The sequence below is a fragment of the Sphingomonas kyeonggiensis genome (genome assembly GCF_014196745.1).
GTDB lineage: Bacteria > Pseudomonadota > Alphaproteobacteria > Sphingomonadales > Sphingomonadaceae > Sphingomonas > Sphingomonas kyeonggiensis.
On record NZ_JACIEH010000002.1, the window covers coordinates 1,442,967 to 1,461,588 of the forward strand.

Consider the following 18,622-nt stretch of genomic DNA (forward strand, 5'->3'; position numbering starts at 1 on the left):
GCAAGGGGGAGGATGCGACATGCGGGGCCGGCATGATGCCGGTCGTGCCGGGCGGGTTGCTGGCGCGGTCGGGCCTCTGCACGGTCGGCGAGCCTGCCGAGACCTTGGGCGGCGTCGCGACGATGCCGGCCGAGACCGGGCCGGAACCACGAGGCCGTGCCGCCGATATCGGCAGCTTCGCGCACAAGGCAGTGGTTCAGGCGCGCTCCGCTACAACATATTCAGGCACGCGGCAGCGCTCTGCGGATGACATTCCCGTCTGACTCTCAGCCGAGCCCCTGGGCCTTTGCCCAGGTGACGAACATATCCTTCCAATGCCGTGCCGGCTCTCCAGCCGGGCCCGGCAGGCCGAGGCCATGTTGGCCAGAAGTGAACAGGTGCGTCTCCACCTGGACGCCCGCCGCCTTCAGAGCGGCACGCATCTCGATGCTATTCTCGACCGACACCACCGTATCGTCCTCGGCATGGGCCGTGAACACCGGCGGCGTGCCAGCGGAGACGTTATGAGCGGGGCTGTGCGCGCGCTGCATCTCGGGTATGGGGTTCTGCCCCAACAACATGTCGCGCGACCCGCCATGGGCGAGCGGGGCGTGCATGGACTGGACGGCGTAGATGGGGGCAGCGATCGCCGGCCGCGCGCTCAGCCGGTCGGCGGCGTCGATCGGATCATAGACCTTCACGTCATATCGGGTGGCGAGGTCGCCGCAGACGTGACCGCCCGCGGAAAAGCCCATCGCTCCGACCTTTTCGGGATCGAAGCCATACACCGCCGCACGCGAACGGATCAGTCGCATGGCGCGTTGCGCGTCGGCCAGCGGCACATCCGCGCGGTTCGACCAGCCCTCGCCCGGCAGGCGATAATAGAGGACGAAGACCGTCCAGCCGCGTTCGGCGAGCCAGGGCCCGATCTGATAGCCTTCGACGTCGATCATGATCACCGAGTAGCCGCCGCCGGGCGTCACCAGCAGAGCTGCGCCATTCGGCCTGGAAGGTCGGAATACCTTCATGCGGGGACGGGCGATGCCCTTGACCATCCGGCCATGGCGCTCCTCCGTCCCGGTCTCGATCACCTGCTCGACCGGCAGGGCGGCGGGCGCGCCAGGCGGCGTGCCGGGCCAGAGGTCGATCTCCTCGGCCGGATATGCGGGCCAGGTGCCGTCCTGCCGTGCTGCACGCGCTTCCGTACCAAGCAAGCTCGTAGCCAATCCTGCCAGCAGTGCTTCACGGCGGTTCAACATGGCGATCCCTCTCCTTCGTCCGCAACGATGATCAGCGGAATGATGGTGATGTCAAAGCTTGATCGAAATTGAGCTGGCCTTTGCGTCCGTGGAATCGTCGGCGTCCATGGGCCACGTTCACGAGAGGGTCGTTCCGGAATAATCCCGTAAAGCCATATTGTTGACCCTTGATTGCCGTGGGCGTTGCCTCGGGAGGGACTGGTCGCACGCAAGTCGATCACCCTTAGGTGGAGGTTCAGTCTCCTTGTGCTTTTTGCACTTGCGAACGCTATCGCTGCATTGCACAAGAAACTGCCTTTCAGGCATCCTCTCCTAATACTTTCAGGCCGGCGCCGCGCCGGCCTTTCTTTTTGGGCGCGCCGGCCATGATCGGAGGCCTGCCTCGGCGGTCGACTTGTCTCGCCGATCGAGAAGAATTGGAGCGGTGCCGCTGGTGGCATGTTCCGGTTGCTGCTGTCGGGTCGGACGAAAGACGTCCGCGCACCGGATTGACGGCGCCGTCATGCGGTCGCGTTCGCGAGATGGTCGGATACCGTCGAGATGAATGCGCGGAGACGTTCAAGACGCCGTAGGTCCCGGTGGTACCCCATCCAAATGTCTCGCGCCGGCGGCGGCTTCGGCGGCTCCAGTCTGCGAATACCCGGGATCTGGTCGCCGACCAAGCGGGGCAGGACCGCGATGCCGACGCCCTGCCTGCACATGCGTGCCTGGACGTTGCGGTTGTTCGATCGCAGGACCGCTCTCGCGTTGGGAAAACTCTCGGTGAGCCACGCGATATCGGGGAAATGGCCCGTGGAGGTGTCATGGGTGATCAGCCGGAAACCGGCCCCGTCGCCATATTTGGGATCAGCGGCCTCCTCGGCGATATAGACACCGTATTCGAGCCGGAAGAGCCGCCGCTGAACGACATCGGCGGTGTCGAATGGAACGATGCGGAATGCGATGTCGGCCTCGCGCTGCGCAAGGTTGAACAGGCGTGTGCCGGTCAGGATCTCGACATCGACATTGGGGTAGGCTTTCGAAAAATCCGCCAGGACAGGAGGGAGGACATAGGCCCCAAACCAGTCCGCTGACGAAATGCGCAGACTGCCTTTGAGGTTCTGCTCCTGCCCCGCAAGCCGGCGCTCCATGGCCAGCGCGCCTTCTTCCATTTGCTCGGCCAGCGCGATGATCCCATGGCCCTCTTCGGTCAGAACCAGACCGTCCGCTGTACGCTGGAAGAGCGTGTGACCGATCGCTTGCTCGAGTGCACGAAGGCGCCTGCCGACGGTCGGATGGCTTGTCTGAAGCGAACGGGCCGCGCCGCCAAGCGTGCCGGATCGCGCAACCGCGAGAAAGATCCTGACGTCACTCCATTCCATCGCGGCCACCCACACAAAAATGAACGCCGAGAATACAGATATGTCAGTTCAAGAACAAATCTAAACACCTAGATTCCTGCCCTCGTCTGAACGCGGTTTGGAGGAATAGGTTGTGAAAACATGGCTCATTACGGGTTGCTCGAGCGGCTTCGGCCAGCGGCTGGCGCGCGCTGCGGCACAGCGCGGCGATCGCGTGGTTGCGACGGCCCGCGACGTCTCGACGATCGAGCAGATCGCCGAGCCTTTCGGTGGCCGGATGATCACCTTGCCGCTCGACGTGACCGATGCGGCGACGGCCAGGGCGGCAGTCGCAAAGGCGGTCGAGGCCTTTGGCGGGGTCGACGTGCTCGTGAACAATGCCGGCTACGGACTGTTCGGCGCGATCGAGGAAGGCACGCCCGAGGAATATCGGCCGATGTTCGAGGTGAACGTCTTCGGTCTGATCGAGACAACCAGAGCGGCCCTGCCTTCCCTGCGACGCTCGGGCGGAACGATCGTCAACATGTCGTCGGGCGCGGGAATCGCGGGCGGCGGCGGCGGCGGATATTACAACGCGGCCAAGTTTGCCGTGGAAGGGATTTCCGAGGCGCTCGCCGGCGAGCTGGCGCCGTTCGGCATTCGCGTGCTGATCGTCGAACCTGGCCCGTTTCGCACCGATTTCCTTGGCCGTTCGATCACGATGGCTGGCAACGAGATGCCGGAATACGCCGCGAGCTCGCGCAAGCACTACCGCGAAACCAACGACGGCAATCAGGCGGGCGATCCCGACAAGGCCATCGCGGTGATCCTGCAGGCGGTCGATGCCGATGATGCTCCCCTGCATCTGCCGCTCGGCCCGATCGCGCATGCGATCGCCGAGCGAAAGCTGGCAGCCTTCCGCAGCGATATCGACGCCTGGCGCGACGTCACGATCGCCACCGATTTCGACCAGCCCCGAGGGCTGGACCCGAGCTCTGTCTGAACGTCCACATCTGATTGGAAGCGATGATGATCGCAGCTTTGAACGGGTTTACCCAGCAGTTGGTGCCGGTGAATGGCATCAAGATCAACGCCGTCACGGGAGGTTTCGGCCCGGCGGTCCTGCTACTTCACGGCTGGCCGGAAACCTGGTGGGAATGGCACAAGGTGATGCCGCTCCTTGCCGAGCATTTCAGCGTGGTGGCGATCGATCTGCGGGGCGCAGGCTTTTCCGACTGTCCGCTGGACGGCTATGACAAGGCGACCATGGCGCGCGACGCCCACGAAGTCATGACTGCCCTCGGGCATGAACATTACGCCGTGTGCGGACATGATATCGGCGGGATGGTCGCCTTGCCGCAGGCGGCCATCTATCGGGAAGCGGTCACTCACTTGGCCGTCCTCGACGTTCCGCTTCCCGGCTGGACCAAATGGGAGGCTACGACCGCGAGGCTCTGGCACTTCAGCTTCCACATGAACCGGGATCTGCCCGAGCGCCTGATCCATGGCCGTGAATATGACTATATTTCGACCTTCATGGCTGAGCGGTTCTACGATCACAGCACCTTCAATCCGGCAGACGTAGAGATCTACGCCAGGGCGATGGCGCTCCCTGGCCGCACCCGCGGCGGCATGGAATGGTACCGCACCCTGGACGCCGACCGCGCGGTCGCGCTCGAATACAAGAAGCAACCGCTCGAGATACCGGTGCTGGGCCTCGGTGGGGATCGGCGCTTCGGTGCGCAGATGGTGCCGATGCTCAAGGAGTTCGCCACCAATGTGACGGGCGGCTCGATCGCACGGTGCAGCCACTATGTCGCGGACGAACGGCCGGCAGAAGTCGCAGCCGCCCTGATCGAGTTCCTCAAGGCCGATTGAAATTCGGCGCCCGGGCAATCGAGGCCCGGTCGGATCGCGAGGCCGCGGGCGAATCGCACCGGCGGCGATCGCAATGGATCGAGCAACAGCAAAGGAGACTGTCATGACCGCACCTGTCATTCGCGGCGTCAATCATATCGGCATCACGGTGCCCGATATCGAAGCAGCAAAATCGTTCCTGGTGGAGGCTTTTGGCGGCCAAGTGATCTACCAGTCTTTCGGCCCCCAGGATCCGCCGCGGCAGGGCCCGGAATTCGAGCGGGCGGTCGGCGCTTTCCCTGGAACGGTCGTCCGTGGTCAGGCTATGGTGAAGATCGGGACCGGGCCGGACATCGAGCTGTTCGAGATGCATGGGCCGGAACAAGCCCAGCCGATCCGGGCGAGTGATTTCGGCATCACGCACTTCGCGCTCTACACCGACGACATCGACGCATCCGTCGAGCGCTTCGAGAAGGCGGGAGGTACAGCTCTCACCGCGCCGCGCGCTATTCCCTACGCAACGGAGAAAGGTCCTGGAAACAAGGTCTGCTACTGTCGCATGCCTTGGGGCACGACGATGGAATTCATCACTACGCCCGATCGCATGGCCTATCATGACCAGACGGATTTGCGCCGGTGGCAGGACGAGGACTGAGCGGGGCCAAAGCCGCCCGAGCGCTTCCGCCCCAATTGCGGACATTGAGCTTTGGCTACATATGCCAGCAATGCCACCGCCCGCGACCGTCATCGCTGATCCGCCCACGAGTCTCAAACCCTACGAGGTGGACCTACTCGGCAGAGTTCAGGAGTTCGGCTGGCAGACAACCTCGGTCGGGGCGGATGATGACAATGGCGATCCCGCGTTCAGCTACACGACAGGCTTCTGGCTAACGATCGATCAGCCGGAGGTAATTGTCTTCGACTTCCCACCGCAGCTATCTCACGATGTGTTTGGGCAAATAATGAGGCGGGCACGGGCCGGGGATCGCTTTCCCCTTGGACAGGCGATCGAGGGAATTCTCTCTAACGAGCCGGTGTATCTCTTTACCGTCGGTCAAGTCGCTGGTGCTCAATACCTGCGGTCGAGTGACTGGTTCTACCGGCGTGGTCAGTTCCCGGCAGTCCAACTCGTCTGGGCCGACGGGAGCGGGCGGTTCCCTTGGGAGGCGCACTTCGACGCATCGCTCGTGAAGCTCCAACCCGATTTGTCTCCCAAGGGTTGGCTCAACGAACTGGGCGCAGCCTCCAAGAGCGGCTAACCAGATGACCATCCGAAAGCTGCCGTCCCGTAATCCGCCCATTATCGGCCGTTTCGCCTTCGCGCCGAAAGCGGGCCTTTACGGTTCATGACCTAGCCAATGCCTGGCCGACCACACTGGGTGATGTTGATGCGCTGCGGTTTGCCCGATCGGCACGCCTGAAGCTTCTTTCGTTTCTCCGACATCTGTCCAGCCTGGACACCGCGCGGCCTGTCTCGATTGGGCTGTCTGGCGAAGCGGATCGGGCCCGGTACCCGGGCCCTCGGCCTCATGCCCGCAACGGCTTCGCCGACTTTCTTCCCCGCCGCTCCGCGGCTCCTCGCCCAGCAAGAAACCCGGACTTTCGCCGTCCTGCGCGTTGCTCCGGCCCTTCGGGTGCGGACCGGCCGCCACCTCGCCTGATCGACGCCATCGAGGCCGCATCGGGCGGTCTCGAGGCAAGGACAGGAGACTATCATGGCTCAGATCGGCACCTTCACCCGCGACGAGAACGGCAATTTCGCGGGTACCATCAAGACCCTCTCGCTCAGCGTGAAGGCCAGCATTCGTCCCTCGGCCACCCGATAAGCGTTGTAGAGGCGTTCGTCTTCGCCGAGTTCGAGCCAGCCGACACCAATTGCTAGATTGAGATGTTGTGCGAGTGAGGCCACACGCAGGACACTCGGGCCATCCACCGGCTCCGCGATTGCATGCAGTCCTGCTTCGTCGAGGAAAGGCACATGCCAATAGCCGGAAATGCACATCTCCGGCATGCAGACGAGTTGGGCACCCGAGGTCGCCGCCTGTCGGGCAAAATGTTCGATGCGAGAAAGATTATGGTCCTTGTTTCCCGCCTGGTGCTGGAACTGGACAGTCGCAACGCAAAGATTTCTGGTCATGGGGTTCTCCTGAGACGCCAATGCCAGCTTGGCACTGCAAAACTCCAATGAAACATATGGTCGCTTGTGATAGCTGATTGGAATGGATGTCGAGCGACTACGTGCATTTCTGGCGGTTGCGGATCAGGGTCATTTTGGCCATGCCGCCGAGCGACTGCACATTACCCAGCCTGGGCTGACGAAACGGATCCGAGCGCTCGAGGAGCAAATCGGCGGTCAACTTTTCGATCGTGACAGGCAGCCCGTGCGCCTGACTCCGCTCGGGACCCTTCTACTTCCTCAGGTTCGGCGACTTGTTCGGGATGCGGATGCCTTGCTGCGCGATGCGCGTGGTGCCGTCGATGGTCAGATCGGCCATTTGAATATTGGTTTCGGGCTGTCGACGATCGCGGTCGCGCCCTGGCTTGTCGCTCGCTTCCGTGCCGCGTATTCCGGCGTGTCCGTATCAATGGATGACTACTCTTCGCATGAGCAGGTCAACCGACTTAGACGGGACGAACTCGATCTCGGTTTCATTCGTTTGCCCGCGCCACCGGACCTGACGTCGTGTCCGCTGGCATCCGACCGTCTTGCGATCGCAGTTCCGCAGAATCTGGACATCCCTTCGGGAGCGAGATTGTTAGGGTGGCTCGCAGCACAGGACTTCATTGCGCTGCGGGAGGCACGCGGACCTGGGCTCGCCGCCCAAGTTCGAGCCTGGTGTCGCTCCGCCGCTTTTGATCCGAAGGTGGTGCAGGAAGCCGATGACATACAGACCGTCCTCGCTCTGGTTTCAGCAGGGCTGGGCTGCGCCATCGTGCCAGTCAGTTCCGAAGCATTGCTTCCCGGTCGATTGAGGCTTCTGGCTGTGGAGGGGAAGGAAGCGGCATGGAGCATCGGCGCTGCCTGGAAGGCACAGCGCGAGGTTGGCGCACTGGCCCATCTGGTCCGGATTGTCAGAGCAGGGGTGCCGATGCTGGAAGGCTTCGGCGGATATTGACCACGCAATTATTAGATCTGTTACCGGGCACGCCGCTGAACAGCTCCCGCGTGATCCGCCGGTCAGCTACGCGCCCCAGTTGCGGTCGTTCGACCACGCTCGCGCACACCCGAAAGCCGTCGTTCGTAATATCCGAAAAAATCGTCCTATGGGACAGATCTCGATCGAGGCCGTGAGCCTGTAGCCTGCGAATTGAAGCACCGTACACCGGACTATTGCGGGCAACGAGTTCATCGACCGAGTGTGCCAGTTCCGTCGGACGCCTGCGGAGCGTCCCAACCACCCCCCAGCGCGCGGAACGACGCGATCGCCGCCCGCGCGGCAGCGGCTCTCGCCTGAATTTCGGCATCTCGGCTGGCGAGAAGTCGCTGGTCGGCGTCGAGCACGTCGAGCAGGCTGGAGACTCCCCCCTTGTAGGCCGCGAGCGAGGATGCGCGGGCCTTGGCGAGCGATGCGACACCCTGGTCGAGGATCTGGCCGCGGGCCTGCTGCTTGAGGAGCGCCGAAAAGGCATTCTCCACATCCTCCGACGCCCTTAGGACCGTCAGGCGATAGGCGGCCAGCGCCTCGGCGCTACGGCCGCGCGAGGCGGCGATCTCGGCGTCGATGCGGCCGAAGTCGAACAGACGCCAGCGCAATCCCAGAACGCCGCTCGCTTGGTTGGCATTGCCGCCAAACAGGCTGCCGACGCCCATGGTCGCCGTGCCGAGGAGCCCGCTGAGCGAGAATTTCGGATAATATTCGGAGATCGCCACACCAATGCGCGCGTTCGACGCGGCGAGTGTACGTTCGGCCGCGATGATGTCCGGGCGCCGGCGGAGCAAGGCGGCCGGACCGCCGGCGTCGGAGACTGCAGGGACGCTGGGAATCGGCGCGATGGCCGCAAGCTCGGGCCGAACCGAACCAGGCTGGAGGCCGAGCAGCACATCGAGCGCGTTCATCGTGGCGTCGAGATTCTGCTCGAGTTCCGGAACGCCGGCCCTCACTTGCGCCAGGGCCCCCTCGGCCTGCCGTAGTTGCAATTCGGCCGCCACCCCCTTGCGGTACTGGAGCCCGACCAGATCGACCAGCTGCTGCTGGACCTGCTGCTGGTTGCGCGCCACATCGAGTCGCGCCTGAAGGCTGCGGATCGCGACATAGGTGTCGGCCGTCTGCGCTGCGACGGCGAGCCGCGCGGCGACGGCACCAGCAGCGGATGCCTGCCAGTTGGCCCGCGCGGCGTCGCGCGCCGCGTCCTTGCCACCGAAGAGATCGATCTCCCATCTCGCGCCGAGGTTCAGCTCATAGCTCTGCGCCTCGCGTTCGAAGCCTGGCAAGGCGCTGGCGATGCGGCCCTGCGGGGTCTCGATCGACTGATAATTCTCGCTCGCCTGGCCGCTGACCTGTCCGGACGGAAGGAGGTCGGCTTTGGCATGGCGCAGGGCGGCGCGCGCCTGCACGATGCGGGCGGTCGCCTGCTGCAGGTCGAGATTCTGCGCCAGCGCGCGTTCGACCAGGCTCACGAGGAGTGGATCGTCGAACGATCGCCACCAGTTCACCAAGTCGACCTTCGCTGCCTGCCCCGTGGCGGCCTCGACGGCGGGGCCGCCCAGAAAGGCAGGCGGGGCCGTCGTCTGCGGCGAGACATAGGCCGGACCGATGGCACAGCCACCGAGTAGCGCAGCCGCTCCGGCCACCGTCAGGATCGAAGATGAAATGCGCATGCTTCCATTCGCCAGCAGTCCCATAAACCATCTCATGGTATGTGACGAATAACGTATTTGGTCACAATTTGTCAATTCGGACTTTTGACGCTATGGGGGCGGCCATGAAAAATCAGAACACAAGCAAGGCTGCCAAGCGCGGACCGGCTGAGCATTCCGTGCGGGACCAGATCGTCGATGCCGCCCGCGAATGCTTCGCCCATTACGGCTATGGCAAGACGACGGTGTCGGATCTCGCGCGTGAGATCGGCTTCTCTAAGGCCTATATCTACCGCTTTTTCGAATCGAAGCAGGCGATCGGCGAGGCGATCTGCGCCGAGTGTGTGGGCGGCCTATTCGACCAGGTCCGGGAGGCAGTGGGCGAAGGGGGCGACGCGACCGACAAGCTGCGGAGATTCGCGAGGACCGCCACCACCGCTACCGTGGAACTGCTCTTCACAGACCGCAAGCTCTACGAGATCGCGGTTTATGCGTCGTCCGAAAACTGGGAGGTCGTGCGGGCCTATATCGAGCGCATGCAGGGCCTGCTCGAAGAGATCCTCAAGGAAGGCCGCGAGAATGGCGAGTTCGAGCGCAAGACCCCGCTCGACGAAACCCGCCGATCGATCTTCTATGCCCTCAAGCCCTTCATCGACCCCGTTTTCCTCGAGCGCAGCCTCGATCTGCTTCCCGACGCGCAGACCGAGGTAACCGGCCTAGTGCTGCGCAGTCTCGCGCCTTGAAGTCAGAAGCTTATATGTGACTAGTTGACAATATAGTCACTCGATGACATTTGGTTCCCACTGAACAGGAGGAACCTGCGTGTCGACATCGTCTTGCGCCCGAACGGTCGGGCTCCTTGGGCTGACAGCCGTTGCGCTGGCCGGCTGCGGGCAGTCGGGCGCTGACCCGCGCACCGCGCCGCCGCTGGTGCGAATCGCGTCTGCCGGTGCTGCCGAAGGAGGCGCCCGCGAATTCACCGGCATCGTGGGCGCCCGCGTGCAGAGCGATCTCGGCTTTCGTGTCGGCGGCAAGGTGGTGGCGCGGCTCGTCGAAGCCGGTCAGACCGTGCGCCGCGGCCAGCCTCTCATGCGCATCGATGCGGCCGACTATGCGCTCGCGGCGCAGGCGGCGGCCGGCACGGTCGCCGCCGCCCGCGCCCGCGCGGTTCAGGCCAGCGCCGATGAACAGCGCTACCGCGATCTGGTGTCCGCGGGAGCGGTCTCCGCCTCCGCCTACGACCAGGCCAAGGCAGCAGCGCTTTCGGCTCGTGCGCAGCTCTCCGCCGCCGAGGCCCAGGCACGGGTCAGCCGTAACGATACCGGCTATACGTTGCTGGTTGCCGACGCGGACGGCGTGGTCGCCGAGACGCTGGCCGAGCCGGGGCAAGTGGTCGCGGCCGGCCAGACCGTCGTCCGCCTTGCCCGCTCCGGTCCACGCGAAGCCATCGTTGCACTGCCCGAGACGCTTCGCCCCGCACTGGGCGCGGAAGCGGAGGCCCGGACCTATAGCGGACTCGATGGGCAGGCGCGATTGCGGCAACTGAGCGACGCCGCCGATCCAGTGACGCGGACTTTCGAGGCGCGTTTCGTCCTCTCCGGCGCTCCCGCCGCTGCACCTCTGGGATCGACGATAACGATCCGAGTTGGCGCTCCCGGCAAGCCGGCGGCGATCGCGGTCCCGCTCGCCGCTATCTACGATCGTGGACAGGGGCCGGGAGTCTGGATCGTCGGCAGCGGAAATAGTCCCAGGGTCACCTGGCGTCCGGTACGGCTAACCGCAATCGGCGACGAGAAGGCTGTCGTGGCCGCAGGCTTGCGCCCGGGCGAGCGCTTCGTCGCGCTGGGCGCACACATGCTTCACCAGGGCCAGCCGGTCCGCGTCGCGGCGGGAGCGGTCCGTTGAGCGAGACGTCCAAATCCAAGGGCAGGTTCAACCTGTCCGCCCTCGCGGTGCGCGAACGGGCAGTCACATTGTTCTTCATCATCGCCATCTCCGCTGCCGGACTCGTGGCTTTCCTGAGCCTCGGCCGCGCCGAGGACCCGAGCTTCACCATCAAGCAGATGACGGTGGTCACCGCATGGCCCGGCGCCACCGCGCAGGAAATGCAGGACCAGGTCGCCGAGCCGCTCGAGAAGCGCCTGCAGGAGCTGCGCTGGTACGATCGCGCGGAGACGTTCACGCGGCCCGGCCTTGCCTTCACCACTTTGCTCCTGCGTGACCAGACGCCCCCATCCGAAGTGCAGGAGCAATTCTACCAGGCGCGTAAGAAGCTTCAGGACGAGACCCCGAGGCTCCCGCGCGGCGTCGCCGGCCCGTTCGTCAACGACGAATATGGCGACGTGACCTTCGCGCTCTATGCGCTGAAGGCAAAGGGCGAGCCGCAAAGGGACCTTGCCCGGCAGGCGGAGACGCTGCGCCAGCGGCTGCTGCATGTGCCGGGGGTCAAGAAGGTCAATATCGTCGGCGAGCGGCCGGAGCGCATCTATGTCGAGTTCGCGCAGGACCGGCTGGCGACGCTGGGCATCGCACCGCGCGCGATCTTCGCCGCGCTCGCGCAGCAGAACCTGGTCACCCCGGCGGGCGCGATCGAGGCGAACGGGCCGCAGGTGCAGGTCCGGCTCGACGGCGCGTTCGACGATCTCGAAAAGATCCGCGACCTGCCGATCGTCGCCAATGGCAGGACCCTGCGTCTGGCGGACATCGCCGAGGTTCGGCGCGGCTATGAGGATCCGGCGACCTTCCTGATCCGTAACCAGGGCGAGCCGACCCTGCTGCTCGGCGTGATCATGCGCGAGGGCTGGAACGGGCTTGAGCTCGGTAAGTCGCTTAAGGCCGAAGTCCAGGCGATCTCGTCGGAGCTGCCGCTCGGAATGGTCCTCGCTCCCGTGACCGACCAGTCGGAGAACATCTCGGCGGCCGTCGATCAGTTCATGCGCACCTTCCTCGAGGCGTTGGCGATCGTGATGATCGTCAGCCTCGTCGCGCTCGGCTGGCGAGTCGGCGTCGTCGTGGCGGGGGCGGTGCCGCTGACGCTCGCGATCGTGCTCGTCATCATGTGGGCAACGGGCAGGGTGCTGGACCGCATCACGCTCGGCTCGCTGGTTCTTGCGCTCGGGCTGCTCGTCGATGACGCCATCATCGCGATCGAGATGATGGTCGTGAAGATGGAAGAGGGGTTCGACCGAATCAAGGCGTCGGCCTATGCCTGGAGCCATACCGCCGCGCCGATGCTTGCCGGAACGCTAGTGACGGTGATCGGCCTGATGCCCGTGGGCTTCGCAAAGTCCACGGCCGGAGAATATGCCGGAAACATCTTCTGGGTCGTTGGCTTCGCCCTGCTGGCCTCCTGGCTCGTCGCGGTGATCTTTACCCCCTATATGGGCGTCAAGCTGCTGCCGGCGATCAAGCCGGTCGCGGGCGGCCACGACGCCATCTACGAAACGCCGCGCTACCAGAAGGTGCGCCAGCTGATCCGCTGGGCGGTGAAGCGCAACCGGGTGGTGACGATCGCAACGGTGGCGGCGTTCCTCGTCGCCGGTGCGGGCATGGTGCTGGTGAAGAAGCAGTTCTTCCCCACCTCCGACCGGCCCGAGGTGCTGGTCGAGGTCCAGATGCCCAAGGGTACCTCGATCGAGCAGACCAGCGCCGCGAGCGAGGCGGTCGAGGCGTGGCTACGCAAGCAGCCCGAGGCGAAGATCATCACCGCCTATGTCGGCCAGGGCGCGCCGCGCTTCTTCATGTCGCTATCGCCCGAATTGCCCGATCCCTCTTTCGCCAAGATCATCGTGCGAACACCGGACGAGGCGGCGCGCGAGGCGTTGAAGGAGCGGTTGCGGCGGGCGGTCGCCGACGGCCTCGCCCCTGCGGCACGCGTGCGGGTAACGCAGCTCGTCTTCGGTCCCCCTTCTCCCTATCCGGTGGCGTTCCGGGTCAGCGGCCCGGATGTCGAAAAGCTGCGCGCTATCGCCGAGCAGGTCCGCGCGATCATGACCAGCGATCCCATGATGCGCACCGTCAACACCGACTGGGGCGAGCGCGTGCCGACGCTGCACTTCGTGCTCGATCAGGACCGGCTGCGCGCCATGGGCCTGACCTCGGGCGATGTCGGCGAGCAGCTGCAGTTCCTGCTCTCGGGGGTGACCGTCTCGCAGGCTCGCGAGGATATCCGCACGGTCGAGGTGGTGGCGCGGTCCGCCGGAGAGGCCCGCCTGGATCCGGCGCGCGTCGGCGACTTCACGCTGACCGCAACGAACGGCCAGCGCGTACCGATCAGCCAGATCGGCAAGCTCGAGCTGCGGATGGAGGACCCGATCCTGCTCCGCCGGGACCGCGTGCCGACGATCACCGTGCGCGGCGACATCGCCGACGGCCTGCAGCCTCCCGACGTCTCGACCGCCATGCTCAAGAAGCTCCAGCCGGTGATCGACACGCTCCCCTCCGGCTACCATATCGCCATGGGCGGCTCGATCGAGGAGGCGGGCAAGGCCAATGCCGCGCTCGCGCCGATCTTCCCGATCATGATCCTCTTGATGATGATTGTCATCATTCTGCAGGTTCGCAGCTTCTCGGCGATGACGATCGTGCTGCTGACAGCACCGCTGGGGCTGATCGGCGTGGTGCCGACGCTGCTGCTCACCGGCCAGCCTTTCGGGTTCAACGCGATCCTGGGGCTGATTTCGCTGGCGGGCATCCTGATGCGCAACACGCTGATCCTGATCGGGCAGATCCATGAGAATGAGGAGCATGGTCGCTCCCCCTTCGACGCTGTGGTCGAGGCTACTGTGCAGCGTTCCCGGCCGGTGATCCTGACGGCGCTCGCCGCGGTGCTCGCCTTCGTTCCGCTCACTCATTCGGTGTTCTGGGGGGCGATGGCGTTCACCCTGATCGGCGGCACGCTGGTCGGAACGATCCTCACCCTGGTCTTCCTGCCGGCGCTCTATGCGCTCTGGTATCGGATCAAGCCCACTGCGGAGGGCCCGGCGCATCTGGCGGAGGTGACCGCATGAGCGAGGCCGCGGCTATCGATCCCGCCATTTCGGCGGACGACCCCCTCGAGCCACTCGAGGGGCGCTGGGTGTTGCGGATACTCATCTGCCTCAACGCGGGCGCGCACCGGTTTGCGGACCTGAGGTCGGCGATCCCGCGTGTCAGCGCGAACATCCTCACCGACCGGCTGCGCACGCTGGAATGCGCGGGGCTCGTCGAGCGGCGCTACCTTCCAGCTCCGTACGCCAGCCATGTCTACGCGCTGACCGAGGTCGCCACGTCCCTCAAAACAACGCTGGATGGGCTGGCCAGCTGGCGAGCGTCACAATCCAAGATGTCCATCCCCTCGCGTCGCCCTGGAAAGGAGCAATCACGATGAAGCTGAAGGAAGCCGCGCGCCGGATCTGGCGCTCTTTCGAGGCGCTCGCGCAGGCAGACGACTATGATCCGCTGACCGACGTCCTGTTGCGGGTCGAGCGGCTGGAGCGCGCGGTTGCCGAGCTCCGTAAGCCTGCCGCAACCTCCGCCTGACAGGCCGGCGAGCATCGCGTGCCGGGCTCGGCGCGTCGCGATGCACTCCCACCTTCAACGCGCCAACGCTTGTGCGGCGACGATCAGAGGAACCCGCGAATGACTGACTGTGGGGTCGTTTGCCGCCTGGCCGCTTCTAGATCAGCCGCTCCACCGCCGAACGGCCGACTATCGCTGGTTAGCTGCCGTTTGTATGTGGGCATTGCTCCGGTGGCAGATTTTTCGGTACTCTGGCAATCACGTCCCTTTCGGGAGGCCCCACAGCAATTAGGTGCTCGACGAAGAATTTTCGGTCGCCCCACCGATCCCCGGGAGTTTCCGCGAGCCGACCCACTGCCTCAACTGACACGGCGGTCACACAGTCTTGCGAAAAGGCGCGCTCCTCCTCGGCCACGAAGCGTCGATAAAGTGGCTCGCGTCCAAAGCTATCGTTCCAAATGAAAGCGATGGCCCTGTTTGCGCCTTTCGTAATGAGTGCCCCTCCGTGATGGTCGAGGAGTACCGTCCCGGCAAGTCGCTCAGGCTTTCCTAGAACCGCGCAGCCAACCATGAACTCGGGTACCTCCACCGGGCGAGAGAAATTAGGTAGCCCTAGCTTGCAGGCGGCCGACAAAGCGCTGGATCGACCAAATACGACCCACCCGCCCGCCGCGATAATCGTCGCCGCGAAAATGATCGCCCCTATGGAAAGCGCCCTCGTCCACGTCATGTTGCGACTATGCACGGTTCGCTCGACGGCCGCTATTGGGGCGTTTGCAGCCTGACCGCTTTTGGATTGGCCGCCCCACCGCCGAACGGCGGACGATGGGTGGAAAGCGGCCTTTCCGCTTTAACGGCTCCGCCCTGTTCGGCGCCGTAGCGGGGCCACGCTTATTTTGCCTGTAAAGGCGAAGGCGGGACCGGGCCGAAGAAGCCGTTGCAAAGCTCTGAGAGGAACGCCGTCTCGTTGTTTAGGCCTTAATCCGGGGAATGAGTACCACCCCCTTGCCCAGCGGCTCTACGTCGATCTGATCGAGCTTCGCAAGAAGATCATCGAACATGCCGTCGGGATGCACCGGGATGGCTCCCCGGAACCGGTCGCCCAAGCGCTCAAGATCGCGCTGGGTTAGTAGACCGACAGCAACAATCTCGTCTTTAGGCACCCGCTCTGCTCCATCACCGCGAAACATAACGCACGAAGACGGAAATTGAGCCCTGGTCGAGCGGCTGTCCGGGACGTGGGCTCCGCTGAGCCAGTGTAGGGATCCGCTCAAAGGATTCGCCGTGTTATCAGGAACATGCTATGCTCTACATAGCGCCGACCTCAGCCCAAGCGCGTCGGAGACTGGGGGCATCTGGAAAGCTCCCGCTTTGTGAGGAGCGCAACCATGCTCAGCGATAATGACCGCATTTATCTTGAACGTCGCGAAGCTCAAGAGCGTAGGCTCGCTGAGGAAGCGACTGATTTGGGCGCGAGGAAAATCCATCGCGAGATGGCCGACCGGTATTCCGCAAGGCTGCAAGGCCCACCAGTTCGGGTAGTAGCTGCTCAGGCGATTGAAGCCTGACCTGTAGCTGGCGAGCGCTTCCGCTTCCAGCCGGTTCGGGACCGACCCATTTTGGCGAGCTATCGGTCGATGGCTTCGCCAGAGCGGGAAAGCGCCGCCACCACTCTGGCAGCAAATTCCTCTGGAAACAGAAGCTGGCAACATCTCTGTCGCAATGTCCGCTAGTTGGCATCGTACTCGCGGTTAATGAGTTCACGGCCTAGTTCTCTTCCCGCTCCCCGAGAGTCATCCGGTCGGCTGAACGCGCATGAGTATCACCTGCGCGGGATAGCTCTCATTGGACTGCGGCTTGCCACGATCACCTACGATAATCGTGTAGAACTCGCCGCGAGACTTAGCTTCTTCAAAGTCAGACTGACTCAGCTCGTTGCCAGATCGCCAACTATCTCCGCTTCGGATGGCCATGAATGTCGCCGATCGTCCCATCGCGAAATAGGGACGGAAGCCCAACCATGTCTCAAGCGTGCTTTCCAAGCCTCGTACTGGCGAGCCGATAGCTATAGCGCAAATATCCCTTCGTTCCCCGTTACTCGTCTCCGAGCTGGCGGACAGCAAGAGGGGCGATCTTCTGTCAGGCGACATTCTCTGCGTAGAGCGGTCGAAATCCTTGGGTAATTTGTCACCAGTCTTGCGCCACCCATGGGCTGCAGCACGGTCGAAAACGGCGGCGGGCGTCAGCGGGCCAGTTGCGCAAATATCCCGGAACGCGGTGGAGGCCTCCTGTTCTGCTGCCGGATGTGCAGCCAGAGCAGGCTGATTGACGAAGAACCACGCAGCCGACAGAATAATCTGGATATTACGGCTCACAATCATTGGATAATCCTACAGCATCGCTCTCAGGAGTCGAATGAACTTTCCGTCATCTGGAGACGTCGCGATAATCAGGCCGGGCAGCGTTCGCCTACGAATGTATTGCGCAGGATAATGATGCTGCTGGATAGGCCGGCGAAGGCATGGCAAACGCCGTCTCTGCGGTCTCCGACACTGCTTTTTTGTCAAAGCCAAGGGCTATGGGAATGTCCGATGTTGGGGCGTTAGCGGCCAGGCCGCTCCTGGTCGGTGATATTGAGACCGGAATGGCTGAGCTTGAGTGTTTTGGCGACGGTCGGGTTCCGCCGCAGAACGGTGGAAAGCCGACGAACGGCTTGGAGAGCCGTGCGCAGAAATGCTGTCCCACTCGGCCCGCAATCGCCGGATCCGCTGACGTCGAAGGGCAATCCTCAAGGCGCGCCAACCAGCGCTCAAAATCGCGAGCCGTTGGGAAGGATCTAGTTGGCGGGCGCGGGCGACATGAATGACAGAGGCTTGCAGCCCGGCTTTAGGCCGGCGATGGCTTGGCTCTTCGCCCTCTTGTAAAGAGAGTTAATTGCTTCGTCATTTGGGTATTGGATGAAGCCGGTAACAAGTGATTCGCCGGCCTCTGAAAGGCGCGTGATGGTGAACCGCCCGCCGAGCTTCAATTCGTCCAGGTGCTCGGTGCCCCAAGTCAAACCCTTGTACGGGCCTTTCTGCGCTACCTTGAATTCATATTCGCCACGGCTGTTTCCATAATATGCGTGAGGAAAGGTGCGCCAGTCGCCGTCGTCCCGCCTCCACCTTATCGTTTCCCGATGAGGTTCAGTGATCGCAGTGGAAGCCGACGAGTAAACGACGAATTGCGTTGGGTTGATTCGCCCCTCCGAGGTTTCCTCGTAGGCGCCCGAGGATCTCATTTTTGCGTCGAGACCGAGAACACTGACACTCGCGTGAGTCGTGATTGGCTGTTCGGTTCCCGTCTGTTCGACGAGCACTAGCATCTCGGTGCTTCCCTCCGTCAGCCGAGCGCCTCCGCAACGGTCAGCAGCAAGCCCTTCCGATGTTTGGAAGGCAAAAAGAACGCCAAAAATCCATCGAACCATATGCCCCCCTCGCGCGATGAAAGCGCTGGCCTTTCCTGGTCATCAACTGGAATGCGCACTCTGGTCAATTCTGCCACAATAGAAAGGGCGGCAACCGTCCCTTGCTCAGCTTCGTGAACCAACGTCAGTTTTCGGATCACGCGAGCGCCGGCTTCAATGGCTGGCTGGCTTTGGGGCGTTTGCTGCCAATCGCGGCTGCGACCAGCTAGTTCGACGCGTTCCATCAACGGCCAATTAAGGCCGTGGAGACAAACCGTGGGACATTCACATTATGATCCTGCCGTGCAGTGCCGGCCTGCGTGGAACGCGGGCAAGACTGTCGGGGCCAAGCGACCGCTGACACAGAAGCAAATCTGGGCCGTTCGCTTCTTCCTGGATCGAGAGGGCCGCGTTCGTGACAGGGCGCTGTTTGACCTAGCGATCGACAGCAAGCTGCGCGGTTGCG

Annotated in this window: 20 protein-coding genes and 2 pseudogenes; 14 read left to right on the forward strand and 8 right to left on the reverse strand. The window is 63.6% G+C overall.

Annotated elements, in window-relative coordinates; genetic code table 11:
- Window positions 1-32: 32 nt before the first annotated feature.
- The gene (locus GGR46_RS14955) at window positions 33-263 is read left to right on the forward strand and encodes a hypothetical protein (RefSeq protein WP_183998714.1); all 231 of its coding nucleotides are present in this window, start codon (window positions 33-35) and stop codon (window positions 261-263) included.
- A gap of 3 nt (window positions 264-266) precedes the next feature.
- Here GGR46_RS14955 and GGR46_RS14960 read toward each other — a convergent pair whose 3' ends face one another.
- Window positions 267-1,238: an alpha/beta hydrolase gene (locus GGR46_RS14960; protein ID WP_183998715.1), complete on the reverse strand. Its 972-nt coding sequence runs from the start codon at window positions 1,236-1,238 to the stop codon at window positions 267-269.
- 500 nt (window positions 1,239-1,738) lie between these two features.
- Window positions 1,739-2,614, reverse strand: coding sequence for a LysR family transcriptional regulator (locus tag GGR46_RS14965; RefSeq protein WP_343058184.1), 876 nt, complete (start codon window positions 2,612-2,614; stop codon window positions 1,739-1,741).
- A gap of 97 nt (window positions 2,615-2,711) precedes the next feature.
- Between GGR46_RS14965 and GGR46_RS14970 the strand changes: the two genes are divergently transcribed.
- From GGR46_RS14970 to GGR46_RS25195, 5 genes are all read left to right on the forward strand, one after another.
- A complete protein-coding gene (locus GGR46_RS14970; protein WP_183998717.1) occupies window positions 2,712-3,560 on the forward strand; it encodes an oxidoreductase in 849 nt (282 codons plus the stop codon).
- A gap of 26 nt (window positions 3,561-3,586) precedes the next feature.
- Window positions 3,587-4,435 carry an alpha/beta fold hydrolase gene (locus GGR46_RS14975; protein WP_183998869.1) on the forward strand — a complete coding sequence of 283 codons (849 nt, stop codon included), beginning with the start codon at window positions 3,587-3,589 and terminating at the stop codon, window positions 4,433-4,435.
- A gap of 103 nt (window positions 4,436-4,538) precedes the next feature.
- Window positions 4,539-5,069 (forward strand): VOC family protein, encoded by a 531-nt coding sequence (locus tag GGR46_RS14980; RefSeq protein WP_183998719.1) that lies wholly within the window; start codon window positions 4,539-4,541, stop codon window positions 5,067-5,069.
- Between the two features lie 70 nt (window positions 5,070-5,139).
- Complete coding sequence (locus tag GGR46_RS14985; protein WP_183998720.1) at window positions 5,140-5,673, forward strand: DUF4262 domain-containing protein; 534 nt, start codon at window positions 5,140-5,142, stop codon at window positions 5,671-5,673.
- A gap of 456 nt (window positions 5,674-6,129) precedes the next feature.
- A complete protein-coding gene (locus GGR46_RS25195) occupies window positions 6,130-6,240 on the forward strand; it encodes a DUF736 family protein (RefSeq protein WP_221262755.1) in 111 nt (36 codons plus the stop codon).
- Between the two features lie 11 nt (window positions 6,241-6,251).
- Here GGR46_RS25195 and GGR46_RS25475 read toward each other — a convergent pair.
- Window positions 6,252-6,551, reverse strand: a pseudogene (locus tag GGR46_RS25475) (nitrilase-related carbon-nitrogen hydrolase); the annotation flags it as partial.
- Between the two features lie 82 nt (window positions 6,552-6,633).
- On the opposite strand from GGR46_RS25475, the gene GGR46_RS14995 reads away from it, so the two are divergent.
- Entirely contained in the window at window positions 6,634-7,530 is an 897-nt protein-coding gene (locus tag GGR46_RS14995) for a LysR family transcriptional regulator (RefSeq protein WP_183998723.1), read from the forward strand.
- Window positions 7,531-7,760: 230 nt separating this feature from the next.
- Here GGR46_RS14995 and GGR46_RS15000 read toward each other — a convergent pair whose 3' ends face one another.
- On the reverse strand, window positions 7,761-9,257 hold the full coding sequence (locus tag GGR46_RS15000) for an efflux transporter outer membrane subunit (RefSeq protein ID WP_246426098.1): 1,497 nt from the start codon (window positions 9,255-9,257) through the stop codon (window positions 7,761-7,763).
- A gap of 68 nt (window positions 9,258-9,325) precedes the next feature.
- Here GGR46_RS15000 and GGR46_RS15005 point away from each other — a divergent pair, with 68 nt between their 5' ends.
- From GGR46_RS15005 to GGR46_RS15025, 5 genes are all read left to right on the forward strand, one after another.
- The gene (locus tag GGR46_RS15005; protein ID WP_246426099.1) at window positions 9,326-9,955 is read left to right on the forward strand and encodes a TetR/AcrR family transcriptional regulator; all 630 of its coding nucleotides are present in this window, start codon (window positions 9,326-9,328) and stop codon (window positions 9,953-9,955) included.
- A gap of 187 nt (window positions 9,956-10,142) precedes the next feature.
- Window positions 10,143-11,117, forward strand: a complete 975-nt coding sequence (locus tag GGR46_RS15010) for an efflux RND transporter periplasmic adaptor subunit (protein ID WP_343058185.1) — start codon at window positions 10,143-10,145, stop codon at window positions 11,115-11,117.
- Window positions 11,114-14,221, forward strand: a complete 3,108-nt coding sequence (locus GGR46_RS15015) for an efflux RND transporter permease subunit (RefSeq protein WP_183998726.1) — start codon at window positions 11,114-11,116, stop codon at window positions 14,219-14,221. Before GGR46_RS15010 ends, GGR46_RS15015 begins: the two co-directional genes overlap by 4 nt.
- Window positions 14,218-14,580, forward strand: a complete 363-nt coding sequence (locus GGR46_RS15020) for a winged helix-turn-helix transcriptional regulator (RefSeq protein WP_183998728.1) — start codon at window positions 14,218-14,220, stop codon at window positions 14,578-14,580. Before GGR46_RS15015 ends, GGR46_RS15020 begins: the two co-directional genes overlap by 4 nt.
- Complete coding sequence (locus GGR46_RS15025; protein ID WP_183998730.1) at window positions 14,577-14,732, forward strand: hypothetical protein; 156 nt, start codon at window positions 14,577-14,579, stop codon at window positions 14,730-14,732. Before GGR46_RS15020 ends, GGR46_RS15025 begins: the two co-directional genes overlap by 4 nt.
- Window positions 14,733-15,682: 950 nt before the next feature.
- Here GGR46_RS15025 and GGR46_RS15030 read toward each other — a convergent pair.
- On the reverse strand, window positions 15,683-15,874 hold the full coding sequence (locus GGR46_RS15030) for a hypothetical protein (protein ID WP_246426176.1): 192 nt from the start codon (window positions 15,872-15,874) through the stop codon (window positions 15,683-15,685).
- A 225-nt stretch (window positions 15,875-16,099) separates the two neighbouring features.
- On the opposite strand from GGR46_RS15030, the gene GGR46_RS15035 reads away from it, so the two are divergent.
- On the forward strand, window positions 16,100-16,279 hold the full coding sequence (locus GGR46_RS15035; RefSeq protein ID WP_183998733.1) for a hypothetical protein: 180 nt from the start codon (window positions 16,100-16,102) through the stop codon (window positions 16,277-16,279).
- A gap of 225 nt (window positions 16,280-16,504) precedes the next feature.
- Here GGR46_RS15035 and GGR46_RS15040 read toward each other — a convergent pair whose 3' ends face one another.
- From GGR46_RS15040 to GGR46_RS15050, 3 genes are all read right to left on the reverse strand, one after another.
- Window positions 16,505-17,092 carry a hypothetical protein gene (locus GGR46_RS15040; protein ID WP_183998734.1) on the reverse strand — a complete coding sequence of 196 codons (588 nt, stop codon included), beginning with the start codon at window positions 17,090-17,092 and terminating at the stop codon, window positions 16,505-16,507.
- A gap of 455 nt (window positions 17,093-17,547) precedes the next feature.
- Window positions 17,548-18,075: a hypothetical protein gene (locus GGR46_RS15045; protein WP_183998735.1), complete on the reverse strand. Its 528-nt coding sequence runs from the start codon at window positions 18,073-18,075 to the stop codon at window positions 17,548-17,550.
- A gap of 17 nt (window positions 18,076-18,092) precedes the next feature.
- A complete protein-coding gene (locus tag GGR46_RS15050; protein WP_183998737.1) occupies window positions 18,093-18,401 on the reverse strand; it encodes a hypothetical protein in 309 nt (102 codons plus the stop codon).
- A 31-nt stretch (window positions 18,402-18,432) separates the two neighbouring features.
- On the opposite strand from GGR46_RS15050, the pseudogene GGR46_RS25200 reads away from it, so the two are divergent.
- A pseudogene (locus GGR46_RS25200) lies at window positions 18,433-18,622 on the forward strand (integrase); the annotation flags it as partial.